General features: G+C 73.1%; 20 protein-coding genes. 8 read left to right on the forward strand and 12 right to left on the reverse strand.

Translation table 11 applies throughout. The annotated features are described in order from the left end of the window. Window positions 1-31 precede the first annotated feature (31 nt). From ACZ7LV_RS14835 to ACZ7LV_RS14865, 7 genes are all read right to left on the reverse strand, one after another. Window positions 32-1246, reverse strand: a complete 1215-nt coding sequence (locus ACZ7LV_RS14835) for an acyl-CoA dehydrogenase family protein (RefSeq protein WP_471939407.1) — start codon at window positions 1244-1246, stop codon at window positions 32-34. Between the two features lie 5 nt (window positions 1247-1251). After that, window positions 1252-2274: a phosphotransferase family protein gene (locus ACZ7LV_RS14840; protein ID WP_471939409.1), complete on the reverse strand. Its 1023-nt coding sequence runs from the start codon at window positions 2272-2274 to the stop codon at window positions 1252-1254. A 165-nt stretch (window positions 2275-2439) separates the two neighbouring features. Then, the gene (locus tag ACZ7LV_RS14845; RefSeq protein ID WP_471939411.1) at window positions 2440-2736 is read right to left on the reverse strand and encodes a hypothetical protein; all 297 of its coding nucleotides are present in this window, start codon (window positions 2734-2736) and stop codon (window positions 2440-2442) included. Between the two features lie 214 nt (window positions 2737-2950). Next, on the reverse strand, window positions 2951-3274 hold the full coding sequence (locus ACZ7LV_RS14850) for a DUF202 domain-containing protein (protein ID WP_471939413.1): 324 nt from the start codon (window positions 3272-3274) through the stop codon (window positions 2951-2953). Then, the gene (locus tag ACZ7LV_RS14855; RefSeq protein WP_471939415.1) at window positions 3271-3663 is read right to left on the reverse strand and encodes a YidH family protein; all 393 of its coding nucleotides are present in this window, start codon (window positions 3661-3663) and stop codon (window positions 3271-3273) included. The genes ACZ7LV_RS14850 and ACZ7LV_RS14855 overlap by 4 nt, the downstream gene beginning before the upstream one ends. 37 nt (window positions 3664-3700) lie before the next feature. Beyond that, window positions 3701-4210, reverse strand: a complete 510-nt coding sequence (locus ACZ7LV_RS14860; protein WP_471939417.1) for an NUDIX hydrolase — start codon at window positions 4208-4210, stop codon at window positions 3701-3703. 34 nt (window positions 4211-4244) lie between these two features. Then, window positions 4245-5153 carry a DMT family transporter gene (locus ACZ7LV_RS14865; protein WP_471939419.1) on the reverse strand — a complete coding sequence of 303 codons (909 nt, stop codon included), beginning with the start codon at window positions 5151-5153 and terminating at the stop codon, window positions 4245-4247. Between the two features lie 346 nt (window positions 5154-5499). Here ACZ7LV_RS14865 and ACZ7LV_RS14870 point away from each other — a divergent pair, with 346 nt between their 5' ends. From ACZ7LV_RS14870 to ACZ7LV_RS14880, 3 genes are all read left to right on the forward strand, one after another. Then, complete coding sequence (locus tag ACZ7LV_RS14870) at window positions 5500-6450, forward strand: hypothetical protein (protein ID WP_471939421.1); 951 nt, start codon at window positions 5500-5502, stop codon at window positions 6448-6450. A 305-nt stretch (window positions 6451-6755) separates the two neighbouring features. Next, window positions 6756-7481: a molybdopterin-dependent oxidoreductase gene (locus ACZ7LV_RS14875; protein WP_471939422.1), complete on the forward strand. Its 726-nt coding sequence runs from the start codon at window positions 6756-6758 to the stop codon at window positions 7479-7481. Continuing rightward, a complete protein-coding gene (locus ACZ7LV_RS14880) occupies window positions 7465-8097 on the forward strand; it encodes a cytochrome b/b6 domain-containing protein (protein WP_471939424.1) in 633 nt (210 codons plus the stop codon). Before ACZ7LV_RS14875 ends, ACZ7LV_RS14880 begins: the two co-directional genes overlap by 17 nt. Here the strand turns inward: ACZ7LV_RS14880 and ACZ7LV_RS14885 are convergent. From ACZ7LV_RS14885 to ACZ7LV_RS14900, 4 genes are all read right to left on the reverse strand, one after another. Continuing rightward, window positions 8086-9144, reverse strand: a complete 1059-nt coding sequence (locus ACZ7LV_RS14885; RefSeq protein WP_471939426.1) for an L-idonate 5-dehydrogenase — start codon at window positions 9142-9144, stop codon at window positions 8086-8088. The two genes, ACZ7LV_RS14880 and ACZ7LV_RS14885, sit on opposite strands and share 12 nt — an antisense overlap. 31 nt (window positions 9145-9175) lie before the next feature. Next, a complete protein-coding gene (locus ACZ7LV_RS14890) occupies window positions 9176-9937 on the reverse strand; it encodes an SDR family oxidoreductase (RefSeq protein ID WP_471939428.1) in 762 nt (253 codons plus the stop codon). Window positions 9938-10019: 82 nt separating this feature from the next. Continuing rightward, entirely contained in the window at window positions 10020-11417 is a 1398-nt protein-coding gene (locus ACZ7LV_RS14895; RefSeq protein WP_471939430.1) for a GntP family permease, read from the reverse strand. 49 nt (window positions 11418-11466) lie between these two features. Continuing rightward, window positions 11467-11994, reverse strand: coding sequence for a gluconokinase (locus ACZ7LV_RS14900; RefSeq protein WP_471939431.1), 528 nt, complete (start codon window positions 11992-11994; stop codon window positions 11467-11469). Window positions 11995-12135: 141 nt separating this feature from the next. Here ACZ7LV_RS14900 and ACZ7LV_RS14905 point away from each other — a divergent pair, with 141 nt between their 5' ends. Further along, window positions 12136-12837: a FadR/GntR family transcriptional regulator gene (locus ACZ7LV_RS14905; protein ID WP_471939433.1), complete on the forward strand. Its 702-nt coding sequence runs from the start codon at window positions 12136-12138 to the stop codon at window positions 12835-12837. A gap of 38 nt (window positions 12838-12875) precedes the next feature. Here ACZ7LV_RS14905 and ACZ7LV_RS14910 read toward each other — a convergent pair whose 3' ends face one another. After that, on the reverse strand, window positions 12876-13298 hold the full coding sequence (locus ACZ7LV_RS14910; RefSeq protein WP_471939435.1) for a YchJ family protein: 423 nt from the start codon (window positions 13296-13298) through the stop codon (window positions 12876-12878). A 371-nt stretch (window positions 13299-13669) separates the two neighbouring features. Here ACZ7LV_RS14910 and ACZ7LV_RS14915 point away from each other — a divergent pair, with 371 nt between their 5' ends. Genes ACZ7LV_RS14915 through ACZ7LV_RS14930 form a run of 4 tightly spaced genes read left to right on the forward strand, consistent with a single transcriptional unit; the run spans window position 13670 to window position 17644 of the window. Then, a complete protein-coding gene (locus ACZ7LV_RS14915) occupies window positions 13670-15535 on the forward strand; it encodes a phage tail sheath family protein (protein WP_471939437.1) in 1866 nt (621 codons plus the stop codon). 33 nt (window positions 15536-15568) lie between these two features. Then, complete coding sequence (locus ACZ7LV_RS14920) at window positions 15569-16093, forward strand: phage tail protein (protein ID WP_141309194.1); 525 nt, start codon at window positions 15569-15571, stop codon at window positions 16091-16093. A 20-nt stretch (window positions 16094-16113) separates the two neighbouring features. After that, on the forward strand, window positions 16114-16842 hold the full coding sequence (locus ACZ7LV_RS14925; protein ID WP_471939439.1) for a T4 family baseplate hub assembly chaperone: 729 nt from the start codon (window positions 16114-16116) through the stop codon (window positions 16840-16842). After that, window positions 16835-17644, forward strand: a complete 810-nt coding sequence (locus ACZ7LV_RS14930; protein ID WP_471939441.1) for a hypothetical protein — start codon at window positions 16835-16837, stop codon at window positions 17642-17644. The genes ACZ7LV_RS14925 and ACZ7LV_RS14930 overlap by 8 nt, the downstream gene beginning before the upstream one ends. Window positions 17645-17675 lie beyond the last annotated feature (31 nt).

Below are 17675 nucleotides of genomic sequence, written 5' to 3' on the forward strand. Positions count from 1 at the left end.
CACCGACGGCGCTCCGCCCCCGAGCCCCGGCTCAGAGGTACTTCTTCAGCTCCCGCCGCGCCAGCGACCGCTGGTGCACCTCGTCCGGGCCGTCCGCGATCATCAGCGTGCGCGCGCTCGCGTACAGCTCGGCCAACGGGAAGTCCTGGCTGACACCGCCCGCGCCGTGCAGCTGGATCGCCTTGTCGAGGATGCCGACGACCGTGCGCGGCGTGGCGATCTTGATGGCCTGGATCTCGGTGTGGGCACCCCTGTTGCCGACCGTGTCCATCATCCAGGCGGTCTTCAGGACCAGCAGGCGCAGCTGCTCGACGGCCACCCGGGCGTCCGCGATCCAGTTGTGCACGACGCCCTGCGCGGCCAGCGGCTTGCCGAACGCCTCGCGCGCCACCGCGCGCCGGCACATCAGCTCGATCGCCCGCTCCGCGATGCCGATCAGCCGCATGCAGTGGTGGATCCGGCCGGGACCGAGCCGGGCCTGGGCGATGGCGAAGCCGCCGCCCTCCTCGCCGACGAGGTGCGACACCGGCACGCGCGCGTGGTCGAAGATCACCTCGGCGTGGCCGCCGTGGGAGTGGTCCTCGTAGCCGAAGACCCGCATCGCCCGCTCGACCCGCACGCCCGGGGTGTCGCGCGGGACCAGGACCATGGACTGCTGGCGGCGTATGTCCGGCCCGTCCGGGTCGGTCTTGCCCATCACGATGAAGATCTTGCAGTCCGGGTTCATCGCCCCGGAGATGTACCACTTGCGGCCGGTCACGACGTACTCGTCGCCGTCCCGCTCGATGCGCGTGGTGATGTTGGTGGCGTCCGAGGAGGCCACGTCCGGCTCGGTCATCGCGAAGGCCGACCGGATCTCCCCGGCGAGCAGCGGTTCGAGCCACTGCTTCTTCTGCGCGTCGTCGCCGAACTGGGCGAGCACCTCCATGTTCCCGGTGTCCGGCGCGGCGCAGTTCGTCGCCGTGGGTGCCAGGTGCGGGGAGCGGCCGGTGATCTCGGCCAGCGGGGCGTACTGCAGGTTGGTGAGTCCGGCGCCGTGCTCGGCGTCGGGCAGGAAGAGGTTCCACAGGCCCTGGCGGCGTGCCTCGGCCTTCAGCTCACCGACGACCGCCGGGGTGTCCCACGGGGAGGCGAGCGCGGCCCGCTGCTCCTCGGCCACGGCCTCGGCCGGGTACACGTACTCGTCCATGAAGGCGAGCAGCCTGGCGCGCAGTTCCTCGGTGCGGGCGTCGAACGCGAAGTCCATGCCGGTCAGCCTTCCTGAAGTGTGGTGAGACCGTGCTCGATGAAGACGGGAACGAGGTCGCCGATGCGGTCGAAGCCGCGGCCGACGGTCTGGCCCAGGGTGTAGCGGTAGTGGATGCCCTCCAGGATCACGGCGAGCTTGAACCAGGCGAACGCCGTGTACCAGGCGACGGCGGAGACGTCGCGGCCGGAGCGGACCGCGTACCGCTCGATCAGCTCGGCCGGGCTCGGGTGCCCGGGGGCCTCGGCGGTGGTGGAGACCGGGGACTTCGGCATGCCGAGCGGCATGCTGTACATCACCAGCAGCCCGAGGTCGGTCAGCGGGTCGCCGAGGGTGGACATCTCCCAGTCGAGGACCGCGTTGATCCGGTCGTCGGCGCCCACCAGGACGTTGTCGAGGCGGAAGTCGCCGTGCACGACGGCCGGGGCGGGGGAGGTGGGCAGGGCCCGGCCGAGCGCCGCGTGCAGCTCGTCGATGCCGGCGAGGTCGCGGTTGCGGGAGGCGTCCAGCTGCTTGCCCCAGCGGCGCAGCTGGCGGTCCAGGAACCCCTCGGGACGGCCGAAGTCGCCGAGGCCGACCTCCTCGGGGTCCACCGCGTGCAGCTCGACCAGGGTGTCCACCAGCGAGAGGACCACCTCCCGGGTGCGCTCGGGACCGAGTGGGGTGAGCTGGTCGGCGGTGCGGTACGGCGTGCCGGGCACGAACTCCATGACGTAGAAGGGCGCCCCGAGGACCTCCTCGTCCTCGCACAGCAGCAGCGTCCGCGGCACCGGCACGTGCGTCGGGCCGAGGGCGCTGATCACCCGGTGCTCGCGCCTCATGTCGTGCGCGGTGGCGAGGACGTGGCCGAGCGGGGGGCGGCGTACGACCCACCGGGACTCGCCGTCGGAGACCGCGTAGGTGAGGTTCGACCGTCCGCCCTCGATCAGCCGGCCGGTCAGCGGGCCGCGCACCAGACCGGGCCGCTCACGGTCGAGCAGGCCCCGCAGCCGGACGGGATCGAGGCCTGGCGGGTGGTCGGAAGCCATCGTCGCTCCTACGGACGTGTGACCGTGACGCGACCAATGATGCCGACCGGTCGGTATGCCGTCCAGAGCGCCGGGCCAACGTGATCGGCGCCACGATAGGCCGACAGCTCCCCGCGCGGGAGGCGGGGAGCTGTCGGCGGGTCGTCGCGCGCGGAGCGGCCGGTCTCAGTGGTCGTCCCAGTGCCCTTCGTGCTCGGCGTGCCGGTGGCCGTCGTGGAGGTAGTCCACGTGGTCGCCGTGCTGCACGCGCAGATGACCGCAGCCCTCGCCGTGCTGATGGTCGTGACCGGTGTGGGCGTGGTGCCCGGCGGGCTCGCACTCGTCCCAGTGGCCGTCGTGGGCGCGGTGCAGATGGCCGTCGTGCGCGTAGTCGATGTGGTCGCCGTGCGGGACCTCGTCGTGCCCGCAGGCGGGGCCGTGGGTGTGCGGGTGGGTGGGGTGTTCCTCGTGCAGGGTGGTCATGGCGCTCACCTTCGGATGCGGGTGATGGACGACCGAAAGGCTGCCACGGAAATCCGGCATATCCGGGCATCCGTACCATCGTGGCGCCCGAGTTCCCCGCACGAGCGGTGATCAGCGACGACCACTCCACCCGCCATCACCGCGGCGACTCACCCCACCGGCCACGCCTCCCCGCCGCTGCTCCGGTCGACCGGCCCCACCCGGCGGCGCCTTGTCAGAAGAGCAGTGCCGAGGCGCAGGCGGCGAGGGCGACGGTGCACAGGGTGGCGGCGCCGGCGTGCCGGGGGGTGAGGGGCGGGGGGTGGCCCGAGGCGGTGAGGGTGCGGATGCGGACGTGGGCGATCAGGAGGAGACCGAGCCACAGGGCGCAGCACAGGGCGCAGACGATCACGCGGGAGGCCGAGGGACCCTCGTGCAGGGCCGAGCGCCCGGCCAGGACCGCCGCGACCGTGGCGGAGAGCGTCGTGCGCCGCCATGCGAGCCGGGTCCGCTCCGGCTGGAGCCCGGGGTCCCGCTCCACGGCTGCGGGGGCACTCATCCGTCCCATCCCACGAGCACCACGACGACCATCGCCAACGCCACCACGGCGACGACCACACTCAGCAGGGCCGGGAAGCGCGACATCGGCAGGTCCTCGCCGCGGCGCATCGCGCGCTCGCAGCGCATCCAGTGGTTCACCGCCCGCAGGGAGCACAGCACGCCCGCCCCGAGCAGGGCCAGCGCCAGCCCCACCCGCCAGCCCCAACGGAGGTCCGGCAGGAACTGGTCCACCGCGAACCCGCCACCGATCAGCGCGAGCGCGGTGCGCAGCCAAGCCAGGAACGTGCGCTCGTTCGCCAGCGAGAACCGGTAGTCGGGCGTGTCGCCCTCCTCCCGGATCCGCCGGGGCCCGAACCAGAGCCGGACGTTTCGCACGAGTTCGATCATGCGCACGACCCTATCCGGATCGCCGCGCCCGACGCCCTCAGCGCCGGTGCGCCTCCAGCCGGTGGTACGCCGCCAGACCGTCCGGCACCCACTCCCACTCGTCCAGCCGCCGCCGTACCTCCTCCTCGGGCAGGAAGTCGTGCCAGGCGACCTCCTCGGCCTGCGGGCTGACCGGCAGGTCGCAGCGGACCTCGTACACCGCGGACCACCAGCTCAGGCCGGTGCCGTCGGCGTACAGGAACTTGAAGAGGTACGTGGGGCGGGGCAGGCCGCGCACGCCGAGTTCCTCCTCCGCCTCGCGCAGCGCCGCGTCGTCGTAGGACTCGCCCGCGCCGACCACACCGCCGACGAACATGTCGTGGAGGGAGGGGAAGACCAGCTTCGTCGCGGTGCGGCGGTGCACGAACATCCGGCCCTCGGCGTCCCGGGCCTGGACGAACACGCACCGGTGGCGCAGCCCGCGCCCGTACACCTCGCCGCGAGGGGCCTGCCCGATCACGTGGTCGTGTTCGTCGACGACGTCGAGGATCTCGTCAGCAGCGCTCATGGGGCCATCCAAGCAGCCCCCGGAGCCCGGCGGATCAGCGCGTCGCGGCGCCCTGGAGCGCGGGTACCGGCACGGCGGCCCGTACCACCGTGCCGCGTGGCATCGCCGGGTGCATGCCGAGCAGGACGATGCCCGTCACCACGGCGGCGAGCCCCGACGCCTGCCAGGCGAGCGCGCCGGTGTCCATGTGCAACCGGTCACCGAGGAAGCCGACGCCGCAGAGGATGCCGGCGAGCGGCTGGGCGGCGGTGAGGGCGGGCAGCGACTTGCACAGCGACCCGGTCTCGAACGCGCTCTGCACCAGGATCAGCCCGGTGACGCCGATCAGCAGCACGGCGTACGGCTGCCAGGAGGTGAGGAGTCCGCCCAGGCCGGTCGCGGCGAAGCGGTCGCCGCTGACCCGCGTCAAGGCGTCCTGCACGCCGTAGAGCAGGCCGGCCGCCAGGGCCAGCAGGACCGGGGCCGAGCTCATCCGGGAGCGCTTGGCGCGCACGGTCAGCAGGACCGCGAGACCCACCGTCGCGCCGACGATCATCCACATCCGCTGCGGATCGGCCACGGCGGCTCCGGGGCGCGGCTCACCGGCCACGATGAACGTGATCACGCCACCCGCGAGCAGTGCCAGACCCGCCCAGCCCTGGCGGCCCAGCGGCCGCCCCGTGCGGCGGCGGGACAGGCCGAGGGCGAAGAGCAGATTGGTCGCCAGCAGCGGCTCCACCAGGGAGAGCTGCCCCTGGCCGAGCGCGGCGGCGCCGAGGCCCATGCCGGCCACCATCAGCGCGATGCCGCCGAGCCAGCTCGGCACCCTCATCAGGTCCAGCAGCAGCCGGGGGGAGAGGAAGTCGGCGCGGGGCGCGTGCTGGGCCGCGTTCTGCTGCAGGACGAAGCCGAAGCCCAGGCAGCAGGCGGCGCTCACGGCGAGTACCAGAACCAGGACCGACAAGCTGCCTACCTCGATGATCGTCATGGGGGGTGGGGGACCGCGGCGGAGGCGGTGCGGCGCACCGCGTCAGGCGGTCGCGTCGGGTCACGGCGGCCGGCGTGGGGCCGGAACGGTGGCGTGACGTTCGTGCCATCGTCAGGGGCCCGTCGCCATGGCGCTATGACGTACGTCACAGGACCCTGGCCCGCAGATGATCCACTCGCTTCTGCGCTGCGTCAACTCTCCCGGCAGGACGTGCGGTTGGCGCCCGCGGTGGCGCGGCAAAGCTTGACGACAGGCCTTGGCTATGGGTTGGCTGTCCGAGTTCGGCCGACTACCGGCGCCGTAGCCCGAGGAAAGTTCCGCGTTGTCCTTACCGCCGCCACCCCCCGGCCCTACCCACGGGCCCGCGGACCTGGCCTTCGACGCGGCCCTCGACGACACCGAGCTCGCAGCCGCACGGGCCGCGCTGGCCCAGGGCCGCTGGCAGACCGCCCGTTCCCTGCTCGCGCGCACCGGCGACGACTGGGACCGGCGCGGACACCGGATCACGGTCCTGGCGCTCGAACCGTACAGCGCGGCCTGGGCCGCGACGTGGCTGCTCGCCGAGCCGGCCTCGGCCGACGCCGCGACCCTCCTCGCCCTGGCCGAGGTGCGGCGCGCCCTGCGCGGCAAGGACGGGCCGTGCCGGGCCCGCGAGGCCTGCCACCGGGCCGTGGCGCTCGCCCCCGCCGACCCGACCCCCTGGCTGGGCCTGCTCATGCTGGAGCGGAGGCTGGGCAGCCGGCGGGAGATGGTGCGGATCTTCGACGAGGTCCGGGCGCGGCACGCCGACCACCACCACGCCCACCACCTCATGGTCGCCCGGCTCGCGGAGCGCCGTGCCGAGGCCGGGCCCGACCCCCTGCACGAGGTGTACGACTTCGCCCACCGGGCCGCCGAGCGGGCGCCGGCCGACTCGCCGCTCGCCGTGCTGCCCGTCGTCGCGCACGCCGAGCGGTACCGGGTCCTGGCCACCGGTGGGTTCGAGGCCGCCGATCCGGCGGACTCGGCGCACTGGAGCGGACGGCCGGCCCGGCGGACCCTGGAGGCCGCCTACGACTGGTGGCTGGAGTGGGAGCACGACGGCCACCCCCGCCGCCTGATCGACCTCAACTACCTGGCCCACGCCACGTGCTGCGTGGGGCGCGCCGCCGAGGCCGCCGCCCTTCTGGAGCGGATCGGCGACCACGTGACGCCGCGGCCCTGGTCCTATCCGTCGCGTGACCCCGGCGCCGCCTTCCGGCAGGCCCGCGAACGCACCCTCGGCATGACCTGACACACCCGGCGGCGCCGGCGCAGCCCCCTGGGGTGTCGTCGGGGCGGGGCAGCGTGGGCGTGGATGTGGGGCCACGGTCCGGCGCCCGGCGGGCCTGGCCGGTCGCCGGCCGCCGGGGCGCGGTGCCGGTCGAGGTCGTGTCGGCCTCCGGCACCCCGGAGAGTCACGTCGGCCGGGCACGGTGAGGTTCGGTGTGGGGGACGGGGACGGGCTCGGGGTCCGGTGGCGGGATCGTGTGGTTACGGAATTCTGACGGGCGGCGCGATCGCTGGCCCGTTCGCCCGTCGCGGTGCTCGAATGGTCGGGTGAACTCCGGACAACCCGAGCAGGAGGGCCGGCCGATAGGCCGCCGTGTGCTGCTCGGCACCCTCGGCCTGGGCGCTCTCGGCGTGATCGCCGCGCCCACCCTGCAACGCGGACTGGAGTCCTTCCTCGGCAGCGCCGCCGACAAGGACCCCACCGGCCTGACCGGTCTGCTCCCGAACGGCGGCGGCTTCCGCTACTACTCCGTCGCCGCCTCCGTCCCGCGCGAGAACGCCACGACCTACCGCCTCACCGTCGACGGCCTGGTCGACCGGCCGCGCACCTACACGCTCCCCGAGCTGCGCGCCCTGCCGCAGACCCGGCTGATCCGGGACGTGCAGTGCGTCACCGGCTGGCGGGTCCCGGACACCCCCTTCGAGGGCGTCCGGCTGTCCCGGCTGCTGGACGCGGCCGGCGTGCGCCCCACCGCGAAGGCGATCCGCTTCACCTGCTTCGACGGCACCTACTCGGAGAGCCTCACCCTCGGCCAGGCACGCCGCGCCGACGTCCTGGTCGCCCTGCGGATGCGCGACGAGGACCTCAGCCACGCCCATGGCGGCCCCGTCCGCCTCTACGCCGCGCCGATGTACTTCTACAAGTCGGCGAAGTGGCTCTCCGGCATCACCGTCACCGAGGACGTGCAGCCCGGGTACTGGGAGGAGCGCGGCTACGACATCGACGCCTGGGTCGGCCGTTCGAACGGACGCGACGATGAGCCTACGAGCTGACGCGCCCGCCCGGGCCACCCGCGTCCACCGGTTCAGCCGGGCCGAGCGGTGGGTGCACCGTACGTCCGCCGCGCTGATGGGGGTGTGCGTGCTGACGGCGGCCTGCCTGTACGTCCCCGAACTCGCGCAGCTCGTCGGGCGCCGTGCGCTCGTCGTCACGATCCACCAGTGGGCGGGCCTCGCCCTGCCGGTGCCCGTCCTGCTGGGCCTCGCCTCCCGGGCCTTCCGCTCCGACCTGCGCCTGCTGAACCGCTTCGGCCCCCACGACCGGGTCTGGCTGCGGGCCGCGCTGCGCCGGGACAAACGGCACTCGGCACGTCCGGCGGGGAAGTTCAACGCCGGGCAGAAGGTCTACGCCGCCTGGATCGCCGGGGCGACGCTGGTCATGCTGGGCACCGGTCTGATCATGTGGTTCACCCACCTCACCCCGCTGGTCTGGCGGACCGGCGCGACCTTCGTCCACGACTGGCTGGCACTCACCCTCGGCATCGTGCTCGCCGGCCACATCGGCATGGCGCTCGCGGACCCCGAGGCCCGGCGCGGGATGCGCACCGGCGAGGTGGGCCGGGACTGGGCGGACCGGGAGCACTCCCTGTGGCGTCACTCAGGGGACTGAGGGACCGGCAGTACCGACGGCGTCCGGGGCGAAGTCCAGCAGCACCTTGCAGGACCGGCCCCGGTCGGCCGCCAGCGCGAACGCCGACTCCGCCTCCCGCACCGGCATCACCGCGCTGATCAGCCCGTCCAGCGTGGGTTCCGCCGCCAGCAGCGCCAGGGCGTCGTCGAACTCCACGTCGAACCGGAACGACCCGCGCAGTTCGATCTCCCGGCTCACCAGCAGGTTCGCGGCGATCGGCGCGCGCCCCGGCGGCAGCATGCCCAGCTGCACCACGACTCCGCCGCGCCGCACGAGCCGCAGGCAGGTGTCCAGACCCGCGGCCACGCCGGACGCCTCGATCGCCACGTCGGCCTCGGCCGGCCATCCGGGATCGCCCGGATCGTCCGCCCGTACGACCGTCCCGGCGCCGGCGGTGCGCGCGTACGCCAGGGCCGCGGGCAGCAGGTCGGTCACCGTGACGTGGGCGGCCCCGGCCGCCCGGGCGGCGGCGACCACCAGGCAGCCGATGGGCCCGGCACCGGTCACGAGCACGTGCCTGTCGGCCACGTCGCCCGCCCGGCGCACCGCGTGCAGGGCGACGGACAGCGGCTCGGCGAGCGCGGCCGGACGCGGCCCGAGTCCGGGCGGCAGGGGCCGCGCCTGTTCCGCCGGGACCCCGAGGAGGCCGGCGAAGCCGCCCTGCACGTGCGGCACGCGGGCGGCGCTGCCCAGGTAGCGGGTGTCGCGGCAGACGTTGCGGCGGCCGTCCCGGCACTCCGGGCACGTGCCGCACGGGGTGGCCGGATGCACCGCGACCAGGGTGCCGGGCGGCGGGCCCGACCCTCCGGCGCCGTACGAGACCACGGTCCCGACGACTTCGTGCCCGAGCACCATGGGTGCGCGCAGCCGGAAGTCGCCCACCCCGCCGTGCCGCCAGTAGTGCAGATCGGAACCGCAGACCCCGCCGTACCGGACCGCCACGAGGACGTCGCCGGGTCCGGCCTCGGGCGCGGCCAGCTCCTCGACCCGGAGATCGCCCCGACCGTGGATCACACAACCGAGCATCCGCGTTCCCCTCTCACCGCTGTCACCGCTGTCACAGCACGCTGGTCATGCCGCCGTCGACGTACAGCACCTGTCCGCCGACGAAGTCGGCCGCCGGCGAGGCGAGGAAGAGCACCCCGCCGACGAGGTCCTCCGTGCGTCCCCAGCGTCCGGCGGGGGTACGCCTGCGCACCCACGAGCTGAACTCCTCGTCCTCGACGAGGGGCCGGGTCAGTTCCGTCGCGATGTAGCCGGGGCCCAGGCCGTTGACCTGGACGCCGTGCGGGCCCCAGTCGGCGCACATGCCCTTGGTGAGCATCTTCAGCGCGCCCTTGGTGGCCGCGTAGGGCGCGATGCCGGGGCGGGCCACCTCGCTCTGGAGCGAGCAGATGTTGATGATCTTGCCGTGGCCGCGTTCCGTCATCCGCCGGGCCGCCTCGCGGCCGACCAGGAACGCGCTCGTGAGGTTGGTGTCCAGGATGCGGTGCCAGTCCGCGTCCGTGAACTCGAGGAGCGGGGCGCGCAGTTGCATGCCCGCGTTGTTGACCAGGATGTCGAGCGGGCCCACCCGCTCCTCGACCTCGGCGATCCCGGCGGCCACCGAGGGACCGTCCGTGACGTCGAACGCCGCCGTGCGGACGTCGCCGGGCAGACCGGCCGCCGCCCGGGCCAGCCGGTCCGGGTCGCGGCCGTTCAGCACGACCGTGCACCCGGCCTCCAGCAGGCCGCGGGCCAGCGCGTGCCCGATGCCCCGGCTGGAGCCGGTGACCAGGGCGATCCGGCCGCCGATGTCGAAGAGGGGGTGTGCCGTCATCGTCGTATGCCTCAATGAAGTCGTGCGCCTCTATGACGTCGTACGCCTCTATGAAGTCGTACGCCTCTATGAAGTCGTACGCCTATATGAAGAGGGACAACAGGAGGACGAGGGCGCCCGCGACCACCGAGATGATGGTCTCCATCACCGACCAGGTCTTGACCGTCTGGCCGACGGTCAGCCCGAAGTACTCCTTCACCAGCCAGAAACCGGCGTCGTTGACATGGCTGAAGAAGAGCGAACCGGCGCCGATGGCGAGCACCAGCAGGGCCGTCTCCCCGGTCGACATGCCGGCCGCGAGCGGCGCGACCAGACCGGCCGCCGAGACGGTCGCCACGGTCGCCGAACCGGTCGCGAGCCGGATCGCCACCGCGATCAGCCAGGCCAGCAGCAGCGCCGGGATCGACCAGTCCTTGGAGATGTCCAGGACCATCTGCCCGACACCGGTGTCGATCAGCGTCTGCTTGAAGCCACCGCCCGCACCGACGATCAGCAGGATGCCGGCGATGGGCGCGAGCCCCTTCTCCACCAGCCCGGAGACGCGCTCCTTGGCGAACCCGGCGGGGCGCAGCAGCGTGAAGATGCCCAGCAGGACGGAGGCGAGCAGCGCGATCAGCGGGGAGCCGACGACGTCGAAGACCCGCTGGGTGGTGTTCTCGGGGTCGTCGATCACGATGTCGACGAGCGCCTTGGAGAGCATCAGGATGACCGGCAGCATGATCGTGAGCAGCGTGGCGCCGAACCCGGGGCGCCTCGCGAGGTCCTCGGACGGCCGCTGCGGGATCATGCGCTCCGGCGCCGGGACGTCCACCCAGCGGGCGGCGTACCGGGAGAACAGCGGACCGGCGATGATCACGGTCGGGATGGCGACCAGCACACCGAGCGCCAGCGTCACGCCGAGGTCGGCCTTGAGCGCGTCGATCGCGACCAGCGGACCGGGGTGCGGGGGCACCAGGCCGTGCATCACGGACAGGCCCGCGAGCGCCGGGATGCCGATCCGCATCAGCGAGTAGTTGCCGCGCTTGGCGACCATGAGGACGACCGGGATTAGCAGCACGACGCCGACCTCGAAGAACAGCGGGAGGCCGATCACCGAGGCGATGAGCACCATCGCCCAGGGCATCGAGCGTCCGCTCGCCTTCGCGAGGATCGTGTCGACGATCTCGTCCGCGCCGCCGGAGTCGGCGAGCATCTTGCCGAGGATCGCGCCGAGCGCGATCAGCACGCCCACGCCGGCGACGGTGGTGCCGAGGCCGGTGGTGAAGGTGGTGATGACCTTGTCGAGGGGCGCGCCGGCGAAGGCTCCGAGCGCCAGTGACCCGATGGTCAGCGCCAGGAAGGCGTGCAGCTTGAACTTGGTGATGAGCACGACGATGACGGCGATGCCCGCCAGTACCGCGATGCCCAGTTGGGCGTGTCCCGCCGAGGTGATCGGCTCGACGGGGTCCGCCGCCAGCATCTCGACGCTGAGTCTGGTCACGGGGGATTCCCTTGCAGATACGGGGATGGGGGGGATGGGGGAGGGGCTGTTACGGCGCCGCGGGCGACGTCGGGTCGAGGGCGTCCAGCGCGGTCACCGCGCGTGCGGTGATGTCCTCGGGGGTACCGGAGACGTCGACGGCGACTCCCGCCTCGTCCGCCTGGAGCGGCTGGAGCGTGGCGAACTGGGAGTCCAGCAGCGCGGTCGGCATGAAGTGGCCCCGCCGGTGCGCCATCCGGTCCTCGATCAGCTCCCGGTCACCTGTGAGGTGCACGAACACGATCCCGGGCGCGGCGGAACGGAGCCGGTCGCGGTAGGACCGTTTCAGCGCCGAGCTGCTGACCACCCCGCCCAGCCCGGACCGCTCGTGGGCCCAGGCGCCGATGGCGTCCAGCCACGGCCACCGGTCCGCGTCGTCGAGCGGGGTACCGGCCGTCATCTTGGCGATGTTGGCCGGCGGGTGGAAGTCGTCGCCCTCGGCGTAGGGGACGCCGAGCCGGGCGGCGAGCAGCGGACCGATCGTGGTCTTGCCCGTGCCCGCGACGCCCATCACCACGACGACGTGGGGGGTACGCATGACTGCCTCGCTGTCTTCCTCGACATACGACGTCGCATCCGACGTCGGCCAAATGAAACCCATTAGGTACGACGAATTCAAGAGTCTGTGATGAATAAGTCTGACTTTTTAAACGTGTGATCCGCCCCGTACGCTGAGTGCATGAGCACGATGGGCCGGGGGCTGCACGGCCGTGTACTGGACACCCTCGGCCCCGAGATCACGGCGGGCGAGTACCCCCCTGGCAGCGTGTTGCGCACCGACGAGCTGGCGCAGCGTTTCGACGTCTCACGCTCGGTGATGCGCGAGGCCGTGCGGGTGCTGGAGTCGATGCACCTGGTCGAGTCCCGCCGCCGGGTGGGCGTCACGGTCCGGGCCAGGTCCGAGTGGAACGTCTACGACCCGCAGGTCATCCGCTGGCGGCTGGCCGGCGCCGACCGCCCCCACCAGCTGCGGTCCCTCACCGTGCTGCGCTCCGCCGTCGAGCCGGTCGCCGCCGGGCTGGCCGCGCGCCACGCCACCGCCGAGCAGTGCGCCGAGCTCACCGAGTGCGCCCTCGGCATGGTCGCCCACTCACGCGGGCACCAGCTGGAGGGCTATCTGATCCACGACGTGGCCTTCCACCGGGTGATCCTGAACGCCTCGGGCAACGAGATGTTCGCCCGCCTCGGCGATGTCGTCGCCGAGGTGCTGGCCGGCCGTACCCATCACGACGTGATGTTCGAGGACCCCGACCCGGCCGCCGTCACCCTGCACGTCCAGGTCGCCGAGGCGGTGCGGGCGGGCGACGCGGTGCGCGCGCGGGAGCTGACCCGGGAGATCACGGTCGGAGCGCTCCAGGAGCTGGACATCCTCGCCCCGTAGCGCCAGGGCCCTCGCCCGGGGTCAGGGCCTGTCGTGGCTCAGTCGAGGAACTCCCCGTCGACGTACACCCAGGCGCCGTCGACCCGCTCGAACCGGCTGCGCTCGTGCAGCGCCCCGCCCTGGAAGGACGCCCGGAAGGTCACGGTGCCCGTGCCGTGGAACGCCGACCCCTCGCTCGTCGCCAGGACCTCCAGCCCCGTCCACCGCGTCCCGGCGTCGAGGCCGAGCCGGGTCGGGCGGGTGCGCGGATGCCAGGTCCGCAACAGGTACCCCTCGTCACCCCGGACGAAAGCGGTGTAGCGCGAGCGCATCAGCGCCTCGGCGGTCGGCGCCGCGGCCTCACCCCGAAGGAATCGGCCACAGCACATCTCGAATGTCTCCGCAAGACCGCACGGACATTCCGGGTGGTGTACCGGTGCGGCGTGGTGGGGGCCGCGGGAACGGCCGGTGCGTCGGGACATGCGCTCCATTGTGCTGCACCACGGCGTGTGGGGATTGTGTGCATCACCTGCCCCGACACGCGCACATCGTGTGCGAGTCGTGTTCGCCGCCCTTCATGGAAACTCCCTCAGGCCTGGCGTGAACCCGCCTTGTTCCCGCAACTCCCCAGTCACCAAGGTGGGTTGAGCACCTGAGCATCAGGAGTCACAAGCATGTGCTTGCCCTGGGTGACCGACCGCCCGGGGTGCCGACGGGGGACTGATGCGGTGCGCGTACCACCGCCGCCCATGGGGGCTGCGTCCTTGCGCGCCGATCCGGAACGTCTCCGGAATGTCTCCCTCTGTCATCTCTTGGTGTCTTCGTTCGTGCCCGAGAAGGGATTGGAGGGGGAATGCCGACGCATGCAGTGGGCCCCACCCGGCCGACGTATCCCGGCGTCTACGTCGAAGAGCTTCCCAGCAGCACCCGCACCATCTCCGCCGTGACCACGTCGGTGACCGCTTTCGTCGGTCACACCCGGCGCGGTCCGCTGAACGAACCGGTGCGCGTCACCGGCTTCACGGAGTTCGAGCGCCGCTTCGGAGGGCTCGGCTCGCAGAACGCCCTCGCCTACGCGGTGCACCAGTTCTTCGCGAACGGCGGCGGTGTCGCCGTGATCGTCCGGGTCGCCGAGGCCGGCAGCGGCAAGGCCGCCCGCGTCGTCCTGGAGTCCACCGAGGGCCACAGCGAGAGCCGGGTCCTGGAGGTCCACGCCAAGGAGCACGGCGTCTGGGGCAACGGCCTGCGCGTGGCCGTCGACCACGACACCCCGCACCCCGGCGACACCTTCAACCTGCGGGTTCACGACGCCAAGGGCGAGGCCCGCGAGAGCTTCACGGGCCTGTCCATGGACCCCGGTCACGGCCGCCACGCGCCGACCGTGATCAACGCCGGTTCCCGCCTCATCCGCGTCGAGGCCGTCGGTGAAGGCCGTCCCGACCCGTCCGGCACCGTCTCCAAGCCGTTCGGCGACGAGCTGCCGAACCTGGAGGTCGACCTCACCGTCAAGATCGGCGACGTCGAGCGCGAGTTCCGGCTCCACGACCCCGACTGCGACGGCGAGAGCCCGTGCAGCGTCGCCGAGTTGGCGCTCCTGCTGGAGCGCAAGCTGCGGGCGCTGCCCGACGCGCCCGGCAAGCACGCCTTCGCCGGCGTCGAGGTCACCGCCTTCGGCCGGCGCGTCCAGGTCGTCGCCGGGTCCACCGACCCCCAGGACGTCGTGCGCTTCCTCGGCGAGTGCGCCAACGACCTGGGCCTGGAGGCCTCCGTCAACCCGCCGGTGTTCCCGCTGGAGGGCGGCGAGGACGGCGCTGCCCCCGGTCCGCGCGACCTCATCGGTTCCGAGGGCGACAAGACCGGCATTCACGCCCTGCGCCAGGTGGCCGACGTCAACCTGCTGTCGCTGCCCGAGCTGGCCTCGTACGAGAAGACCGAGGACATGCTCACCGTCGTCTCGGCGGCCCAGCGGTTGTGCCAGGAACGGCGGATCTTCCTCCTCGTCGACGCGCCGGGCACCTGGCTGAGCGTCGACACGGCACGGGCCGGCGTCGCCGCCTTCGACGCCGTGCGCGGCGACCACGCGGGCCTGTACTTCCCGCACATCCAGCTCACCGACCCGCTCACCGGGCGGCTGCGCGCCTTCCCGCCGTCCGGCGCGGTCGCCGGCGTCATCGCGCGCACCGACGCCGAGCGCGGCGTGTGGAAGGCCCCGGCCGGCACCGAGGCCCGGCTGGTGGGCGTGCACTCGCTCACCGTCGACCTCACCGACCGCGAGAGCGGCCTGCTCAACCCGCTCGGCGTCAACTGCCTGCGCACCTTCCCGCTCACCGGCCCGCTGGTCTGGGGGGCGCGCACCCTGCACGGCTCGGACGCCCTCGACAGCGAGTGGAAGTACGTGCCGGTGCGGCGGCTCGCGCTGCATGTGGAGGAGAGCCTGCAACGGGGCCTGCAGTGGGTCGTGTTCGAGCCCAACGACGAGTCGCTGTGGCAGCAGATCAGGCTCAGCGCCTCCTCGTACCTGCACACCCTCTTCCGCCAGGGCGCCTTCAAGGGCAGCACCCCGCGCGAGGCCTACTTCGTCAAGTGCGACCACGAGACCACCACCGCCGAGGACGTCGCGAACGGCGTCGTCAACGTCCTGGTGGGCATCGCGCCGGTCCGGCCGGCCGAGTTCGTGATCGTCAGGATCCAGCAGACGTCCGGGCAGTTCGCGCTCTAGCCGCGGCCCCAGGAATACCGAGGACATTCTCCGATGGCTGAGTTCACGGTCAACGCCCATCGTTTCGACCCGTACAAGAACTTCAAGTTCCTGGTCCTGTGGGACGGTCGGACGGTCGCGGGCATCAGCAAGATCAGTCCACTGAAGCGGACCACCGAGGTCGTCAAGCACCGGCACGGCGGCGACCCCTCCTCCCCGCGCAAGTCGCCGGGCCGCTCCGAGTTCGAGGGCATCACCTTGGAGCGCGGGGTGACCCACGATCCCGAGTTCGACCGCTGGGCCAACAAGGTCTGGCAGGTCGGCGCCGGTCTCGGCTCCGAGGTGTCCCTCGCGGACTTCCGCAAGGACATCGTCATCCAGGTGCTGAACGAGGCCGGCCAGGTCGCCGTCTCGCACAAGCTGTACCGGACCTGGCCCAGCGAGTACCAGGTGCTCGGCGAGCTGGACGCCAACGCCAACGCGGTGGCCATCCAGTCGCTGAAGCTGGAGTGCGAGGGCTGGGAGCGGGACTACGAGGTGCCCGAGCCCACCGAGCCCTCCTTCCTCAACCCGGCCTGACCCAGGAGGAGTTCGCGGTCATGGCGATCACGGGGGCGGCCGGCCTGCTGGCCACCTGGGAGGCGGGGCTCGCCGAGGCGCCCGCCGGGCGCGCGCTGCTGCTGCACCGCACCGCGCGCCCGGACCTCGACGCCCGGGCCCTGCCCGCGCTCCCGGTGGGGGAGCGCGAGACGGACCTGTTCGCGCTGCGCCGGGCGCTGTTCGGCGAGCGCATGCAGGTACGGCTGGACTGCGCGGCGTGCGGCGAGGACATGGAGTTCGACCTGGACGCCGGGGAGTTCGCCCGGTCGGTGAGCGGGCGCGGCGAGTCCGTCGTACGGGTCGCGCAGGACGGCTGGGAGGCCGAGTTCCGGCTGCCCGGGATCGCCGACCTGGCCGTGGCCGCGCGTGCCGCGGACCCGCGCGCCGCGCTGCTGGCGCGGTGTCTGGTGGCGGCGGCGCACGAGGGTGCGGCGGTCACCGCCGACGACCTGCCCGAGCCCGTGCGGCGCCGGATCGCCGAGGCGGCCGAGGCCGCCGACCCGGCTGCCGACTTGACGCTCGACGTGGCCTGCCCCGAGTGCGGGGACGCCACACGGGCGGAGCTGGACATCGCCTCGTACCTGTGGACCGAACTGGACTCCTGGGCGCGGGACCTGCTGCTCGACGTCCATCTGCTCGCGACGGCCTACGGCTGGAGCGAGCCGGAGATCCTGGCGCTCAGCCCGCTGCGGCGCCGCTACTACCTGGAGATGTGCGCCGATGTCTGACTCCACGTCCGGCTCCGGGGAGTCCGGTGCCCTGCCCGGCTCCCCGGCCGAAGGTGCCGGCGCCGCCCGGCCCGGTGCCGGGGCCGCCGACTTCCTCGACCGGCTGATCGCCCGGCACGCCCCGGCCGCCGCCGGTCCGCGTCCGGGAGTGGTGCGGGTGCAGCCCCGGCTGCCCGGCCCGTTCGAACGCGTCGAGGCGGTACGGGACCGGACCCGGGACGACGACGCGGACACCGGCCCGCTGTCGCCCACCGCGGCGCCGTCGCCCACGCTCCGCGCCGGCGTCCCGCGGCCCGGCCCCGCCGCCGAGGCCGCGCGTCCGCACCCGGAGCGGGAGCGGACCGTCGTACACACCGAACGCCTGACCGGTGAGACGGCGCCGAGCGCGGTACGGCCCGGCCTCGCCGAGCTGCCGCTGCTGCGTCCCGCCGCACCGCCGGTCAGCGGCCCCCGGCCCGTGCCGGACGCCGGGCGGCGCGTGTCCGGGCGACCGGAACCGGCCGGGCGCCGGCCCGAGGCGTCCGTGCCCGTACCCCAGGGCGCCTACACCGCCCGCCCCGCCCCGCCGGCCTTCGCACGACCCCGCGCCGCGGACACCGCGGCGGCCCGGGACGTCGTCCGGCAGGCGGCCGCACGGCGGGCGGGGCGGACGCCCGAGCAGGTGGTGCAGGTGCAGATCGGGAGGCTGGAAGTGACGGCGGCACCGGGGCCGTCCGACGGCGACCGGCAACGCCCGCCGGCGAACCGCCGGCCGGGGACGACGGTGAGCCTCGCCGAGTATCTGGCCCGGGGGCGCGAATGAGCGGCACGGCAGGCATCAGGACGACAGGGAC

This window comes from Streptomyces sp. NPDC107562, from assembly GCF_055657325.1.